Source organism: Micromonospora sp. NPDC001898, assembly GCF_042891255.1.
Lineage (GTDB): Bacteria > Actinomycetota > Actinomycetes > Mycobacteriales > Micromonosporaceae > Micromonospora.
Genome location: NZ_JBIATC010000006.1, coordinates 275,105 through 288,754 on the forward strand (window position 1 = coordinate 275,105; position 13,650 = coordinate 288,754).

Below are 13,650 nucleotides of genomic sequence, written 5' to 3' on the forward strand. Positions count from 1 at the left end.
GCGGCGGCGACGCCGTGGCCTTCCCCTGCACCCCCCGCAGGTCTGCCCTCCACTCAACGCCCCCGGCCGGCGTTTGTCGTCCGGCTGGGCGCGGAATCAGCCGTCCGGGCAGGCGTATCGGGACGACGGGTCGACCGGGCCGGGCGATTCGACGATCATGAATAGCTGCGTCGAGTGACCGGATGGCGACCGGCGGGGTGGGTGGTGGCGGTCAACCGTCGTAGGGTGAGGGCATGGGCATGCTCTGCGCGGTCAGCTTCAACCGGTACGGGCGGCTCTACTACCTCGACCCGGGCGAGTTCCGCCCGCAGGTCGGCGACCGGGTGCTGGTGCCCACCGACGACGGTCCCGAGGTTGGGGAGTGCGTCTGGGCCGCGCAGTGGGTCGGGGAGGACACCGACGCCTTCCCCAAGCTGGCCGGGCTCGCCGGGGACGACGACCTGCGCCGCGATGAGCTGCTGCGGCGGCGCAAGGCCGAGGCGAAGGTGGCCGCGAAGCGGCTGATCCGCGAGCACGGCCTGCCGATGAAGGTGGTTGCCGTCGACCACGTCCTCGGCGCCGACGGCGGCGGCGACCGCACCACGATCTACTTCACCGCCCCGCACCGGGTCGACTTCCGTTCCCTGGTCCGCGACCTCGGGGCGACCCTGCACTGCCGGGTCGAGCTGCGCCAGCTCTCCGCCCGGGACTCCGCCCGGGTGCAGGGCGGCATCGGCTCCTGCGGCCGGGACCTGTGCTGCGCCACCTTCCTGACCGACTTCGAGCCGGTCACCATCCGGATGGCCAAGGACCAGGACCTGCCGCTGAACCCGCTGCGGATCTCCGGCGCCTGCGGCCGGCTGATGTGCTGCCTGAAGTACGAGCACCCGCTGTACGCCAGGTTCCAGGAGTCCGCCCCGGCGATCGGCACCCGCGTCACCACACCGGAAGGGGAGGGCCGCGTGGTCGGCCACAGCGTACCGAGGGACGCGGTGACCGTCCGCCTGGACGCCGACGGCTCGCGCTCCATGTGCTCCCGCGCCGACGTCTGCGGCTCCCGCCGCGCCTATGAAAGCCGTGACCTGTCAGGTCCGGAGGGTGCAGCGCGATGATCGGCGCGCCTCGTCGCTCACCGCTGTGATCCCACCTCGGATGACCGGGCAGGCGTGACCCGGGTCAGGGGTGGAGGGTTATCGGGGGTTCGGCCAGGTGGGGGGTGAGGGGGGAACCGGGGGTCAGCCAGGATGCTGTGGGGGAGGTGTCGGGGTTCAGTTTCCAGTCGCGGGCGACTCGGTCCACGGCGATCGGGTAGATGGTCAGCGTGCCGTCCGGGTCGATGCGCATCCGTAGGAACGCCTTGGAGTCCTCGATCCCCTGGCCGGCGAAGAGCTCGTTCAGGTTCACCCCGAACGCGCCCGCGACCAGCAGGTACGCCGCCACCAGCTCGGCGGCCAGGAACCCGATCACCGGCCCGTAGACCACCACGGCGGCGGCGGCCGGCAGCGGCCAGGACCAGTGGTAGAAGGGCAGCGCCAGCCAAGCCCAGGTGCCGGCGGCGGCCAGCGCCACGTGGGCCAGCCCGTGCCCCACCCCGAGCAGCCAGTGCCGTACGTGCCGCTTCCCGCCCGCGCTGGGCGGCTTCGCGAAGACCGCCGCCCCGAGCATCGTCACCACCAGCATCGCCACCAGCGGGACGCTGAACAGCCGCTGCTCGGTGCCGCCGGCCCGGTTCGCCGCCACCCCGGCCATGGCGAGCATGAGCAGCGTGTGCAGGGTGCCGAGCAGCGTGCTGAAGCCCGGGTTGCGCAGCGGCAGCCGGCCGAAGACCCCCCAGCCGTACCGTCGGGAGCGGGCCCGGTCGGGGTAGCGGGCCACCAGGTCGTACGCGTGGGTGCGGCTGGCCCGCCGGGCCAGGGTGTCGCGCGGCGGCACCTCGATCCGCTCGGGCAGGTGGTGGGTGGGATACAGGTAGGCCCCGCCGCTGCCGCAGGTGATCAGTTGCCGGTCCGGGCCGGCGTACCGGGCGTAGTGGTGCAGGTCGCCGGAGACGAGCAGCCGCACCCGCGCCCCGGTCGGCGCGACGATGGTGCGGACGAAGTAGTCGATCGAGTCGTACGCCATGGGGTGGTCGACGGCCTTGACCCAGGTCGGCGCCGGCACGGCGATGATCACCAGGCTCTGCGGTCCCAGCTTGCGGGCGACCGCGTCGAAGTAGGCGAGCTGCGGGTCGTCCAGGTACGAGCCGGACTGGTCGTCGAGGCCGAGCAGCCACCAGTCGGCGGGCAGCTCCACGGCGAAGTACGAGCGGGACTGCCCGGTTCCCCAGCCGCCGAAGTGCCGGTCCCGGGAACGGACGAACAGCCGCAGGAACGCGGTCAGCCCGTCGTACCAGTCGTGGTTGCCCGGCACCGCGAACAGGGTGGGGCGCTCGGGCGGTGTGCCGGGCAGCGCGGCCTGGTACGGCCCCTTGCACCGGTCCTCGTAGGCGGCGTAGGACGCCGACGGGTAGACCTGGTCGCCGCCCATCACCAAAGTTCGCGCCCGGGGCAGCCGGTGCCCGTCGACCTCCAGCTCCGGCTGGGCGAGCAGGTACGCGACCGAGTACGTGGCGTTGAAGCCGTCGCCCAGGTCGGCCACGTAGTCCAGCCACAGCCCGCCGTCCGGCCCGACCTGGCGGAAGATCCCGTCGTCGAACGCGTTCTGTAGCTCCCGCTTGTCCAGGTACGCCCCGAACAGCACCGCCAGCAGCGTACGCAGGCCGGTGCTGATCAGCAGGAGCGGCGCGAGCCAGGGCACCGGCTTGCGCGGGGTGAAGCCCAACTCCAGCGGGTCGATGCCGCGTGGCCGCCGCGCCGCCCCGGCGTCGGCGCTGTCGTCGTCCGGGCGGTCGACGTCGTCCTGGCCGTCGACGGGGGTGCGATCGTCGGTCACCCGGGGCAGCGTAGTCCCGGCGGGGCCGCCGCGCTGTCGGGTGTGGGCATCCCCCGACCGGCTGGCCGCACCCGCCGATGCGGAGGGGATCCGACTGGGTCCACCGCCCGGGTGTGCCGTACACTCGATGATCGTTGCCGCCTTAGCTCAGTCGGCTAGAGCGACGCACTCGTAATGCGTAGGTCGACGGTTCGATTCCGTCAGGCGGCTCGGCAACGGAAAGGGCCCCTGGCCTCGGGAAACTCCGAGAGCCAGGGGCCCTTTCTCATGGGCGCTCAACATCAACAGTGTACGGAGAGGTGTACTGCGCCCCGCCGAGCAGCAGCCGGCCCATACGGTCCATCACCTTCGACGATCGCAGTACGGCACCGCGGCGCAGATCGCCCACCAGCTCGGCTCCGACGTCTCCGCCGCCCGGGTCCGCGACTGGGCCCGCCGCTCCCGTAAGAACGGCGACCGGCTCCACGGGCTCCTACCCGCCCACCACCTCCCCGGCCGAGGCCGCGGCACCACCTGGTATCGGCTCGACCACGCCGCCCACGTCGAATGGCTGACCCGCACCGGGCCGACCGGCGCGAAGCGGCGCCGTCGAGTTGCTGCCCGCCGGCCGACGCGATCATCAATGCCCTGACCGTCAGACCCCGGTCATAGACCCCGAGTAGTTGTAGGGATCATCCGGGTCATCGGGGTCATGGTCGACGTGCTGCCGACGGGGCTCCTCGGAGGCGCGTGGCGGCTTCGGGCTGTCGACCCGTTGCTTCCGCTGCCCGCGACGGCTCGCCACGGCGAGCGCGAGTACGGCCGCGAAGAAGAGACCGAGGATCACGACGTATGCGACTAGCGAGATACGCATGGCCACCCCTGACGCCCGAGCGTGTCTCCACGCTAACAGCGCGCATCAGCCGCTGGTAGTGGGCCGAATCGCTGATGGCGCATCGGCCCTGAGCACCCGCTGAGTGCGGGCCGGGGGAGCGCGGGCAGGCCTTGGCGGCGGGGTCTGCCCGCACCACCCCAAGTGACAACGGCTGTGACTGCGCGGTTGGGCGCGTGATCAACAGGTCCGCTCGGGATCCCGCCTACCATCACCGCATGATCGACGATCATGGCGGGTGGAGTCCGACCCGCCCGGCAGGTCAGGATGCGCAGATGACGGTGGGCCGATAGCGCCTGCTATGCGCCGGGCGGTGACTCTTCGTATTCCTTCTGGGGCTTCTGTGCCCCGAGACCCCGCCGCGCGAAACTTCCCTTCGACAACTATCACTATCCGAAGAGTGGACGTTTCCGCTGGTAGAGGCGTTGTGACCTGATTACCCTTGGCTCATCAGCCCGACGATGTGCACCTTTGGTCGGGCGCGTCCCCACCTCCGGATTCTCACTCGGAGTGATCGTTGTGCTCGGCCTTCCCCACGGAAGGAGGGCCCCTATGACCCGGGCCCCGACGAATCTCCTGAACGTTCGGACCCTGTTGCTGTCGTACCTCAAGGACCTGGACCCGGCCGCCGTCGGCATCGTCGGCGACCCGGCCCACCGCGGGGGTTACCACTGCGGCTCTGACCGGGTCGTGACCAACGACTACTCGGTCGTGGAGTCCCCCCGGGACCAGTCGGGGCTGACCCTGGACGCCTCCGGCCTGGACGTCGGCTCCTTCACCGTACGGTCGGGCGGCCTCACCCACGACCTGCGCTCGTTCTCGGTCTGGTGCGTGCAGCAGTGCGCGGCCGGCGCGGCCGACACGCGGGACATCAGGGAGATCATTTACTCCGCGGACGGCAAGGTCGTCCGGCGGTGGGACCGGCTCGGCAAGCGCGCCACCGGCGACAACTCCCACCTGTGGCACACCCACTTCAGCTTCTTCCGCGACTCCACCAAGGCGGGCCGGGACCAGACCCCGCTGTTCCGCCGCTACCTGACCGGCATCGGCATCCTGGAGGATCACATGGACCGTGCAGAGTTCCTCGGCCACCTCAAGGCCGCGCTGACCGACGAGGGCATCGCGGCGCAGCTACGGGCGATCCCATGGCAGTACGTCGGCGGGGGCATCCCCAAGGACATGAGCACCCTCGGCGTCCTCAACGAGGTGCTGAGCAATACACGCAGCACAGCGGCCAGGGTCGGCGTCGACCTGGTCGACGAGCCGGCCATCATCGCCGGGGTGCTCGCCGGGCTGTCCCCACAACGGCTCTCCGAGGCATTGAAGACAGCCGGGTTGACCCCGGAGGCCATCGCGGCGGCGGTGCCGGCGAACATCGCCCAGCAGGTCGTCGACGAGCTGACCGCCAGGCTGTCCACCTGACGGCGGGTGGACCTGTCGACTCTCGTCCCCCGCCCGGCGTGGCCCGCCGGGCGGGCGGGGACCGCGGGGCGGGGAGTGGGCCCCCGAGCCACCGCGACCCGACGTGTACGACCGCGCAGGTCGTCACCGTCGTCAGCACAGACGACACGCGGCGCATCGCCGCCTGCGTGACCGAGTGACCGATCAACAGAGGAGGCCCGCATGTCCACCCCCACCCCCCTCCCCACCTCGACAGCGACCGAGCCGTTGTTCACCGTCGGCGGGATCACCGCCGCCGGGGCGGCCGTGATCAGCCTGCTGGTCGCCTTCGGCCTGCCGCTGTCCGCGAATCAGCAGACCGCCGTCCTCGGCCTGGTCGCCGTACTCGCCCCGCTGGTGGTGGCGGCCATCGCCCGGGGCCGGGTCTACTCGCCGGCCACCGTGGCCCGGCTGCTGGAGAGCCGCCGGTAGCGCGCTGCCCAGACCGTGCCGGCCAGCACTCCAGGGGCGGCGGGCCAGCGGTTTGTGCGCCCGCCGGGCACCCCGGCCTGATCATGCTCCGGGCCCCCCGGCATGACGGGCCCGGGCCGCACGGACCCGGGCCGCACGGACCCGGGCCTTTGTCGTGCGGGAGCCGGTCAGAGCGGCCGGCGGGCGCCGTCGGGGTCGGCGTCGGTCGGGTACGCGGTGGTGGTCGGCGCAGTCGCACCGGCGTCGGTCGGGTACGCCGTGGTGGTCGGCGCGGCCGCACCGGCGTCGGTGTCCCGGCCGGACCCGTCGACCCTGCCGCTGTCGCCCCGGGTGCCGGCGGCGTACTCGACGCCGGGCGTGCCGAGTCGGCGACCCTCGTCGATCGTGCCGCGCCAGCCGCCGGTCTCGACGCCTCGGCTCTCGATGTACGTCTTGAACCTCTCCAGGTCGGACTCGGCCTGTCGCTCGACGAGGTGCAGCCGTTCGCCGGTCTTCTCGACGAAGCCCTCCGGCTCGTACTCAAGGAACAGCCGGACCATCGTGCGATTCGTGTCGACCGGCTGGAAGTGGACGGCACCGGCGTTGGTGAAGCCCTCTGTGGCGGCCCAGGCGACCTTGCGGTCCGGCACCTGCTCCAACACCTTCGCGTCCCACTCGCGCTGGACGCCGGCGATCTCGGCGACCCAGTGCATGCGCCTGTCGTCGAGCTGGCGCACCTCCCTGACGCCGCCCATGAACATGGGGAACTCCTCGAACTGCGTCCACTGGTTGTACGCGGTGCGGATCGGGACGTTCACCTCGACGGACTTCTCGACCCTGGTGGTCATCGACACTCCTTCGGGTTGTGGTCTTCCGCGCTCTCGCGCGCCGGAAACGTGCTCACGTCCATCGAATCCGTACCCGAGGCCGGTCATCTCAATCACGTCTGTCCGGGATGGCCGTCATATCGGCCGTCGGCCGGCGGCGGAACGTGTCGGTCGGGCTGGCTAGCATCCCGCCCGTGACCATGCCTTCAGACAATCCCGTGAAGCTGCTGCCGAGCGTCGGCGACGAGGCCCGGTTCTGGGCCCTGGTGGAGTCCGCGTGGGAGCCGTTGGGCCCCGAGGCCCGGGCGCTGCGCCGCGCCCTCGTCGAGCGCGACCCGGACGTCGACGACGTCGACGACGTCGACGTGTACGCCCTGGACGCCTCGTTCGCCCCGTTCCTGGACAACCTCCGCTCCCTCGGCGCCGGGCTGTCCAGCGAGGAGTTGACCGCCCTCGACCGGGTGATGGAGCGCAAGCTGTACGACATCGACCGCGCCGACATCCATGCGGTGACCGACGGCTCCGACGACGGCTTCCTCTACTGCCGGGGCCACATCGTCGCCCTCGGGCAGGAGTTCTACGAGGCGGTGCGCGCCAACCCCGCCCTGGCCGTCCTGGACGGCAGCTGCGAGAGCATCTGCTACCTGTTCGCCCACCTGCACGACAAGCTGTTCGGCGGGTGGCCGCGCACCGGGTCGGGCATCTCCCGGGAGTCGTTCAGCAACCCGGAGGGCTGGCGCGGCTAGCTCAGAACGCGCAGTACATCACGTGCAGGCCCACCCGGCCCAGGCTCGGGTGGGCGAACGCGCCCGGCACCGTGCCGACCACCTCGAAGCCGTGCCGCCGGTACAGCTCCACCGCCGTGCGGTTGGTCTCGACCACCGCGTTGAACTGCATCCCGGCGTACCCGCGCTCGTGGGCCCAGTCGAGCGCGTGCCGGCACAGGGCGGTGCCCACCCCGCGCCCCCGGGCGTCGGCCGCGACCATGAAGCTCGCGGTGGAGACGTGCGACCCGGGCCCGGGTCGGTTGGTGCCCATCTTGGCCGTGCCGAGGACCCGGTCGCCCTCGACCGCCACGACGGTCAGGCCGGGCGGGCGCTCCACCCACATGTCGTACGCCTGCCCGGCGGTCATCGCCGGGTCGTACGGGAAGGTCTCCTCGGCCCGGACGACCTCGCCGACGATCTCCCACACCTGCGGCCAGTCGCCCTCGGCGAACTCGCGGATCAGCACGGGCGCCGACGCTAGCAGCGTCGCCGGCCGGCGACGACCGGTTATCGCGCCGGCCGGGCCGGTCGCGGCCGGCCCGGCTCCTCCGGCTAGGCGGGAAGCTCCCGCATGCCGCGCACGGGGGCGGGCGGGAGGACCGCGGCGATCAGGAATAGATCTTCTTCGCGTATTCCGGGCCGTAGTAGCGATCCAGGTCGGCCAGGGACTCCGCCGGGGCCTCGACCTCCTTGACCAGCCGGGCCCGGGACGGCAGCGCGTCCGGCTGCCAGGTCTCCGGCCGCCACAGCTCCGAGCGGAGGAACGCCTTGGCGCAGTGGTAGAAGATCTGCTCGATCTCCACCACGATCGCCAGGATCGGCCGGTGCCCCTCGACCACCATGTCGTCGAAGAACGGCGCGTCCCGCACCAGCCGGGCCCGGCCGTTGATCCGCAGCGTGTCCGTCCGGCCGGGGATCAGGAAGAGCAATCCGACGTGCGGGTTGTCGAGGATGTTGCGGTAGCCGTCCGCCCGCCGGTTGCCCGGCCGCTCGGGGACGGCGATCGTCGTGTCGTCCAGCACCAGGGCGAAGCCGGGCGGGTCGCCCTTCGGCGAGACGTCGCAGGTGCCGTCCGCGCCCGCCGTGGCGACCAGGCAGAACGGCGAGGCGGCCAGCCACTGCCGGTCCCGCTCGTGCAGGACGGTCCGCTCCTTGGCCGCCGCCCGCGCGTTCGGCGTCCCCAGCAGCTCGCGCAGTTCCTCGTGCGAGGTGATCTCCACCGTCACGTCTTCCTCCCCCGACCGTTGACCTCGGTGGTGGCGGCGTATGGCGCCGGTGCCCGGCCACCTGTCGCCCCTCAGCCTAACCGGGCGCGTCTGGCCGTTTGCCCAGCGCGGTTCCGGGTACCGCGCCAGCCAGCGCCCCGCAACACACCAACGGAGGCCGCCAGTGGAAAGCCGACTCAAGGTGCTCGGGCACCCCGTGCACCCGATGCTGATCACCTTCCCGGTCGGCCTGCTGGTCACCGCCGTCATCTTCGACGTCGTCGACACCGTCGGCGGCCCGCGGTTCCTCGGCGAGGTGGCCTACTGGAACATCACGGTCGGCCTGATCGGCGGCCTGCTGGCGGCGGTGGCCGGCGCGTTCGACCTGCTCGCCATCCCCACCGGCACCCGCGCGAAGCGGGTGGGCCTCAGCCACGCCGCCGCGAACATCGCGGTCATCCTGCTCTTCGCCGCCGTCTGGGTCGTCCGGCTCAACGCCGACTCCCGGACGGCCGGCGGCGCGCTCGTCGCCATCGAGGTGGTCGCGTTGGCCATCCTCGGCGGCAGCGCGTGGCTCGGCGGTGAGCTGGTCGACCGGCTCGGCGTCGGCATCGACCCGGACGCCAACCTGGACGCCCCCAGCTCGCTGCGATCACCAGCGGCCACCCATTCGATCGGAGACGTGCGATGAGCGAACAGTCCGCAGGCGGCCGGGGCTGGCGTGGCCGGCAACCGAGCTGGGACCCGATGGGGGAACTCCAGTCCCTGCGCGCCGAGCTGAGCCGGCTGGTCGGCGGCACCCGGCCCGGCCCGCCCGAGGTGGAGCTGACCGAGACCGCCGAGGGCTGGGAGGCCGTGCTCCGGCTGCCCGGCGTCGCCCCCGAGGAGGTGGCCGTCGAGCTGGACGACCGGGAGCTCTGCGTCCGGGCCCGCTCCGAGGCCGAGGTCAACGCCGACCAGGGCATCCCTGGCGGCTTTCAGACCCGGGGCTTCGAGTACCGGGTCGACCTGCCGTCCCGGGTGGACCCCGACCGGATCGACGCGGTGATGGACCACGGGCTGCTCCGGGTCCGGCTGCCCAGGGCGGCCCGGCCCGCGCCGCGCACCATCACCGTCGGCCGCACCGGCTACCGGGGCGCCGGCACGGTTACCGGCCATCCGGTCGACCCGGCGGCCGACCGGGAACTGCACCACCCGGACTTGGCCGCAGGCCGGGAACTGCACCACCCGGACCGGGCCGCTGACGAGATCGACCGGCCGTAGCGGGTCGTGGTCACCCCGTCTTGCCTCGGCCCGGTGGGTGAGCGCGTGCCCGACGTCGCGCGGATCGCCGCGCTGCGCGCCAACGCGCTCGGCGACCTCATTTTCGTCCTGCCCGCGTTGGAGGCGCTGCGCGCCGCGTACCCGGGGGCGGAGATCGTGCTGGTCGGCGCGCCGTGGCACGCGAAGCTCTGGCGCGACCGGCCCGGCCCGGTGGACCGCGTGCTGGTGGTCCCGCCCGCGCCCGGCATCCGCGCCCCCGAACCCGGCGAGCCGGAGTCGTCGATGGGCGACTTCCTGGCCTCGGCCCGCGCCGAGCGCTTCGACCTGGCGCTGCAACTGCACGGCGGCGGCGGCAACTCCAACCCGGTCGTCGCCGGCCTGGGCGCCCGGGTCACCGCCGGGCTGCGGGCCGAGGACGCCCCGCCCCTGGACCGCTGGACCCGGTACGTCTACTACCAGCACGAGGTGCTGCGCTACCTGGAGGTGGCCGCCCTGGTCGGGGCGCCCGCCACCACGATCGTCCCGACGCTGGCGGTCACCGACGCCGACCGGGCCGAGGCCGCCGGGGTGCTCGGCCCGGCGACCAGGCCCCGGGTGGCACTGCACCCCGGGGCCACCGACACCCGGCGGCGCTGGCCGGCCGAGCGGTTCGCCGAGGTGGCCCGCGTCCTGGCCGGCGACGGGTACGAGGTGCTGGTCACCGGCACCCCCGCCGAGCGGGAGCTGGTGGACCGGGTGGTCGCGGCGGCCGGGGTGCCGCTGCGCCCGCTCGTCGGCACGCTCGGCCTCGGCGGGCTGGCCGCCTGCTACGCCGGCTGCGCCCTGCTGGTGTCCAACGACACCGGCCCGCTGCACCTGGCAGCCGCGGTCGGCACCGCCACCGTCGGGATCTACTGGGTCGGCAACCTGATCAACAGCGGGCACCCGCTGCGCGCCCGGCACCGCCCGATCGCCTCCTGGACGGTGCGCTGCCCGGTCTGCGGCGTCGACTGCACCCCGGGGATCTACCCGCACCGCCCCGGGCACGGCGACTGCCCGCACCGCGACTCGTTCGTCACGGACGTCCCGGTCGTGGAGGTCGTCGAGGCCGCCCGCGAACTGCTGGGCTGAGCGGAACGGGACTTCCCGCCCGTCAGGCGGGCTGCGGGGTGTCCGAGTCGGCGAGGACGACCTCCCACGCCTCCACGTCCCGCTCGGTGACGGTGGTCGGCGACTCCAGGTGGTACGCCCCGCTGGGCAGGACGCCCGCGCCGCCGTGCCGCTCCAGCACGGCGAGCTGGGCGGCCACGTCCTCGCCCTGGTGCTTCTCCGGCATCCGCCGCCAGAACTCGAAGCCGCCCGAGTCGACCAGCGCCGCCCGGTCGTAGAGCACGCACCCGCCGATCCAGGAGACCTTGTACGCCCGCCAGGCCCCCGGCGGCAGGTTCAGCCGCTGCGTGACGTGCAGCAGGTTCGCCGCCGGATGGATCGAGGCCCGTTGCCACTGCGGGGTGCCCGGGCGGACCCGCTCCGGCACCGGCCGGCCCAACCACTCCTCGTAGTGCCCGTGGGTCTCCGGGCGCACATCGTCGACGTACGACAGCCCGTGCACGGCGTTGCCGACGAAGCCGCAGCCCAGCTCGCCGATCGCGGTGACCAGCCGGTGCAGGGTTCCCGGCTCCAGCCAGACGTCGTCGTCGAGGCAGAGCACGTACCGGGCCGCCGAACGATCCAGCAGGTACGCCCGGTGTTCGGCCAGCCCGCGCCGGGGCAGCCGCCGGGTCAGCAGCACCGGGTGGTCCCGGTGGCGCAGCGCCCGCACCATGGTGGCCGCCGCCGGGTGGGCGTACGCGGGGTCGCCGTCGGACTGGTCGCTGACCACCACCCCGAACTCGGGCACGCCCTCCTGGGTGGCCAGCCCGGAGAGGGTGACCGCCAGCTCGGCCGGGCGGTTGCGGGTCGGGATCAGCACGTCGAGCTGCCGCTCGCGGCGGAACTCCCCGGCGTCGCCGGGGTCGAGCGGACGGTTCACGCCGGCCTGCCGGTCAACGTCTGCCCCGGGCCGTCGGACCGGTGCCCGGTGGCCGGCGCGCCCGTCGCCTGGGCCCGGATGCGCTCGATGATCGCCGAGGTGGAGCGGTCCGGCACGTACCCGAGGGTGCGGACCTGCCCGCCGAGCCGGCGCACCAGCGGCGCCTCCGGCACCATCTCCGGCGGGTAGTCGCCGCCCTTGACGTAGACGTCGGGGCGGACGGTCTCGATCAGGGCCGCCGGGGAGTCCTCCTCGAAGACCACCACGTGGTCCACGCAGGACAGCGCGGCGAGCAGCGTCACCCGGTCCTCCACCGGGTTGACCGGCCGGTCCGGCCCCTTCAGCCGGCGCACGCTGCCGTCGGAGTTGACCGCGACCAGCAGCAGGTCGCCGAGGGCCCGGGCCTGCTGCAGATAACGCACGTGCCCGGGGTGCAGCACGTCGAAGCAGCCGTTGGTGAACACCACCGACCGACCCGCGTCCCGGTGCCCGGCCACGATGTCCGCCAACTCGTCCGGGGCGACCAGCACCGGGTGCCCGGGGTCGCCGGCCGGGACGTCGAGCGCGTCGAGCAGATCCTCGCGCCGGCACACGCAGGTGCCGGTGTCCGACACGGTGATGGTGGCGGCGAGCTGGGCGAGCTGCGCGGCGGTCGGCAGCGGCGCGTCGGCGGCCAGGGCCAGCGTCATCGCGGCCAGGTACGCGTCCCCCGCGCCGACCGCATGGCTGGCCGGGACCGGGGTGCTGTGGCTGCGCCGGGGCGCGCCGTCCGCGCCGCCGACCACGGCGCCCTCGGTGTCCAGGGTCACCGCGACCACGTCCGCGCCGGTGTGTGCGCGCAACTCCGCGAGGCGGGACTCGGCCAGCACCGCCCGGTCCACGCCGTCGCCGGCCTCGGCGTTCACGGTCACGCCCGTGCCGGTGACGCTGATCCCGTCGCCGGTCATCGCCACCCGGTCCTCGCCGGGCGTCGGCTCGCCGGTCGGACCCGTCGGCCGGCCGAGCGGCAGCCGGGAAGCCGGCCTCACCCCGTCGGCGGAGCCGCCGCCAGGGTCACCGTCGGTGGTGCTCCCGGCCGGGGTGGGGCGGCCCGGGGCCGAGCCAACGCTCAGCTCCGACGGCCCGTCCGCCGGGTCGGCCCCGGAGTGGTGGTCCAGGTGCAGGTGGGTGTCGGACCGGGCGGCGGCCCGGGCGAGCAGCCGGGTGGCCTCGGCGAAGCTCGGGGTGACCACGGTGGGCGCGAGGCCCCGCCAGTCGGCGAGGTCGTGCGCGTCGAGCGCGACCGTGGCGTACCGGTCCCGGGCGGCGACCAGCCAGGCGCGCACGGGCGCGGGCAGCGAGCCCAGCCCGTAGTCGCAGACGACCAGGGTGGGAACCTCGCCGTCGGCGGCGGCCCGCAGTTCCTCGGTGGCGCACTCCAGCGCCGTGAGCAGCCGGGCCACGCCGTCCTGTTCGAGCACGTCGTCCGGGTCGCCGGAGTCCTCGCGCAGCAGGATCTGGTTGCCGGCGAGCATCCGCCGCTTCACCGGGGTCGACCGGCCGGGCTGGTTGACGGTCCGGTCCCAGACGCCGGCCCGGTCCAGACAGTCGTGCAGCTCGTCTCCGGCGGCGTCCGCGCCGACCGGGGCGACCAGCACCGCCCGCCCGCCGAGGGCGGCCACGTTGACGGCGGTGTTCGCCGCGCCACCGGCCGCCGAGATGCGCCGGCGCAGGCTGAGGACCGGGGCGGGCGCCTCCCGGCAGAGCCGGTCGGAGTCGGCGAACCGCCACTCGTCGAGCATGGCGTCGCCGATCACCAGCACGGGACGGCCCAGCCAGCTCTCCACGACGGTGGCGAGCCGGCGCTCTTCCGCTGCTGCTCCTGCCATGCCCGTCGGGGTCCCCATGGGGTGCCGGGTCAAACCTGGGCCGCCCCCGCCCGCCGACCGGCCCGGGTCACCTCGGG

Annotated in this window: 14 protein-coding genes, 1 tRNA gene and 1 pseudogene; 9 read left to right on the plus strand and 7 right to left on the minus strand. The window is 73.5% G+C overall.

Features of this window, described 5'->3' with window-relative positions:
- Positions 1 to 233: 233 nt before the first annotated feature.
- Positions 234 to 1,091, plus strand: coding sequence for a stage 0 sporulation family protein (locus ACFYZF_RS16725; RefSeq protein WP_387021101.1), 858 nt, complete (start codon positions 234 to 236; stop codon positions 1,089 to 1,091).
- Between the two features lie 64 nt (positions 1,092 to 1,155).
- Here ACFYZF_RS16725 and ACFYZF_RS16730 read toward each other — a convergent pair whose 3' ends face one another.
- Entirely contained in the window at positions 1,156 to 2,910 is a 1,755-nt protein-coding gene (locus ACFYZF_RS16730) for a metallophosphoesterase family protein (RefSeq protein WP_387021104.1), read from the minus strand.
- Between the two features lie 136 nt (positions 2,911 to 3,046).
- Between ACFYZF_RS16730 and ACFYZF_RS16735 the strand changes: the two genes are divergently transcribed.
- Positions 3,047 to 3,120 (plus strand) — tRNA-Thr (locus tag ACFYZF_RS16735).
- 94 nt (positions 3,121 to 3,214) lie between these two features.
- Positions 3,215 to 3,541 carry a hypothetical protein gene (locus tag ACFYZF_RS16740; RefSeq protein WP_387021575.1) on the plus strand — a complete coding sequence of 109 codons (327 nt, stop codon included), beginning with the start codon at positions 3,215 to 3,217 and terminating at the stop codon, positions 3,539 to 3,541.
- 3 nt (positions 3,542 to 3,544) lie between these two features.
- Here the strand turns inward: ACFYZF_RS16740 and ACFYZF_RS16745 are convergent, their stop codons facing one another.
- The gene (locus ACFYZF_RS16745) at positions 3,545 to 3,763 is read right to left on the minus strand and encodes a hypothetical protein (protein ID WP_387021106.1); all 219 of its coding nucleotides are present in this window, start codon (positions 3,761 to 3,763) and stop codon (positions 3,545 to 3,547) included.
- A 570-nt stretch (positions 3,764 to 4,333) separates the two neighbouring features.
- On the opposite strand from ACFYZF_RS16745, the gene ACFYZF_RS16750 reads away from it, so the two are divergent.
- Both ACFYZF_RS16750 and ACFYZF_RS16755 read left to right on the plus strand, forming a co-directional pair.
- The gene (locus ACFYZF_RS16750; RefSeq protein ID WP_387021109.1) at positions 4,334 to 5,203 is read left to right on the plus strand and encodes a hypothetical protein; all 870 of its coding nucleotides are present in this window, start codon (positions 4,334 to 4,336) and stop codon (positions 5,201 to 5,203) included.
- A gap of 201 nt (positions 5,204 to 5,404) precedes the next feature.
- Positions 5,405 to 5,653 (plus strand): hypothetical protein, encoded by a 249-nt coding sequence (locus tag ACFYZF_RS16755; RefSeq protein WP_387021111.1) that lies wholly within the window; start codon positions 5,405 to 5,407, stop codon positions 5,651 to 5,653.
- A gap of 377 nt (positions 5,654 to 6,030) precedes the next feature.
- Here the strand turns inward: ACFYZF_RS16755 and ACFYZF_RS16760 are convergent.
- Positions 6,031 to 6,480: pseudogene (locus ACFYZF_RS16760) on the minus strand (SRPBCC family protein); the annotation flags it as partial.
- 179 nt (positions 6,481 to 6,659) lie between these two features.
- Between ACFYZF_RS16760 and ACFYZF_RS16765 the strand changes: the two are divergent.
- Complete coding sequence (locus ACFYZF_RS16765; RefSeq protein ID WP_387021577.1) at positions 6,660 to 7,205, plus strand: DUF4240 domain-containing protein; 546 nt, start codon at positions 6,660 to 6,662, stop codon at positions 7,203 to 7,205.
- Position 7,206: 1 nt separating this feature from the next.
- Here ACFYZF_RS16765 and ACFYZF_RS16770 read toward each other — a convergent pair whose 3' ends face one another.
- Together ACFYZF_RS16770 and ACFYZF_RS16775 are read right to left on the minus strand one after the other, a co-directional pair.
- Complete coding sequence (locus ACFYZF_RS16770) at positions 7,207 to 7,692, minus strand: GNAT family N-acetyltransferase (protein WP_387021114.1); 486 nt, start codon at positions 7,690 to 7,692, stop codon at positions 7,207 to 7,209.
- 142 nt (positions 7,693 to 7,834) lie between these two features.
- Positions 7,835 to 8,452 (minus strand): pyridoxamine 5'-phosphate oxidase family protein, encoded by a 618-nt coding sequence (locus tag ACFYZF_RS16775; protein WP_387021117.1) that lies wholly within the window; start codon positions 8,450 to 8,452, stop codon positions 7,835 to 7,837.
- A gap of 163 nt (positions 8,453 to 8,615) precedes the next feature.
- Between ACFYZF_RS16775 and ACFYZF_RS16780 the strand changes: the two genes are divergently transcribed.
- The 3 genes from ACFYZF_RS16780 to ACFYZF_RS16790 are packed head-to-tail and all read left to right on the plus strand — an operon-like array spanning position 8,616 to position 10,804.
- Entirely contained in the window at positions 8,616 to 9,122 is a 507-nt protein-coding gene (locus ACFYZF_RS16780; protein WP_387021120.1) for a DUF2231 domain-containing protein, read from the plus strand.
- Entirely contained in the window at positions 9,119 to 9,694 is a 576-nt protein-coding gene (locus tag ACFYZF_RS16785) for an Hsp20/alpha crystallin family protein (protein ID WP_387021123.1), read from the plus strand. The genes ACFYZF_RS16780 and ACFYZF_RS16785 overlap by 4 nt, the downstream gene beginning before the upstream one ends.
- Before the next feature lie 6 nt (positions 9,695 to 9,700).
- The gene (locus ACFYZF_RS16790; protein ID WP_387021126.1) at positions 9,701 to 10,804 is read left to right on the plus strand and encodes a glycosyltransferase family 9 protein; all 1,104 of its coding nucleotides are present in this window, start codon (positions 9,701 to 9,703) and stop codon (positions 10,802 to 10,804) included.
- 22 nt (positions 10,805 to 10,826) lie between these two features.
- Here ACFYZF_RS16790 and ACFYZF_RS16795 read toward each other — a convergent pair whose 3' ends face one another.
- Both ACFYZF_RS16795 and rfaE2 read right to left on the minus strand, forming a co-directional pair.
- Positions 10,827 to 11,705 (minus strand): glycosyltransferase family 2 protein, encoded by an 879-nt coding sequence (locus ACFYZF_RS16795; RefSeq protein ID WP_387021129.1) that lies wholly within the window; start codon positions 11,703 to 11,705, stop codon positions 10,827 to 10,829.
- The gene (gene rfaE2, locus ACFYZF_RS16800) at positions 11,702 to 13,573 is read right to left on the minus strand and encodes a D-glycero-beta-D-manno-heptose 1-phosphate adenylyltransferase (RefSeq protein ID WP_387021132.1); all 1,872 of its coding nucleotides are present in this window, start codon (positions 13,571 to 13,573) and stop codon (positions 11,702 to 11,704) included. The genes ACFYZF_RS16795 and rfaE2 overlap by 4 nt, the downstream gene beginning before the upstream one ends.
- Positions 13,574 to 13,650: the final 77 nt, after the last annotated feature.

Excerpts from the sequence above, each read along its gene's own strand:
- ACFYZF_RS16785 (WP_387021123.1), top strand. The coding sequence starts at position 9,119 with ATGAGCGAACAGTCCGCAGGCGGCCGGGGCTGGCGTGGCCGGCAACCG.
- rfaE2 (WP_387021132.1), bottom strand. The coding sequence starts at position 13,573 with ATGGCAGGAGCAGCAGCGGAAGAGCGCCGGCTCGCCACCGTCGTGGAG.
- ACFYZF_RS16765 (WP_387021577.1), top strand. The coding sequence starts at position 6,660 with ATGCCTTCAGACAATCCCGTGAAGCTGCTGCCGAGCGTCGGCGACGAG.
- ACFYZF_RS16725 (WP_387021101.1), top strand. The coding sequence starts at position 234 with ATGGGCATGCTCTGCGCGGTCAGCTTCAACCGGTACGGGCGGCTCTAC.
- ACFYZF_RS16750 (WP_387021109.1), top strand. The coding sequence starts at position 4,334 with ATGACCCGGGCCCCGACGAATCTCCTGAACGTTCGGACCCTGTTGCTG.
- ACFYZF_RS16755 (WP_387021111.1), top strand. The coding sequence starts at position 5,405 with ATGTCCACCCCCACCCCCCTCCCCACCTCGACAGCGACCGAGCCGTTG.
- ACFYZF_RS16745 (WP_387021106.1), bottom strand. The coding sequence starts at position 3,763 with ATGCGTATCTCGCTAGTCGCATACGTCGTGATCCTCGGTCTCTTCTTC.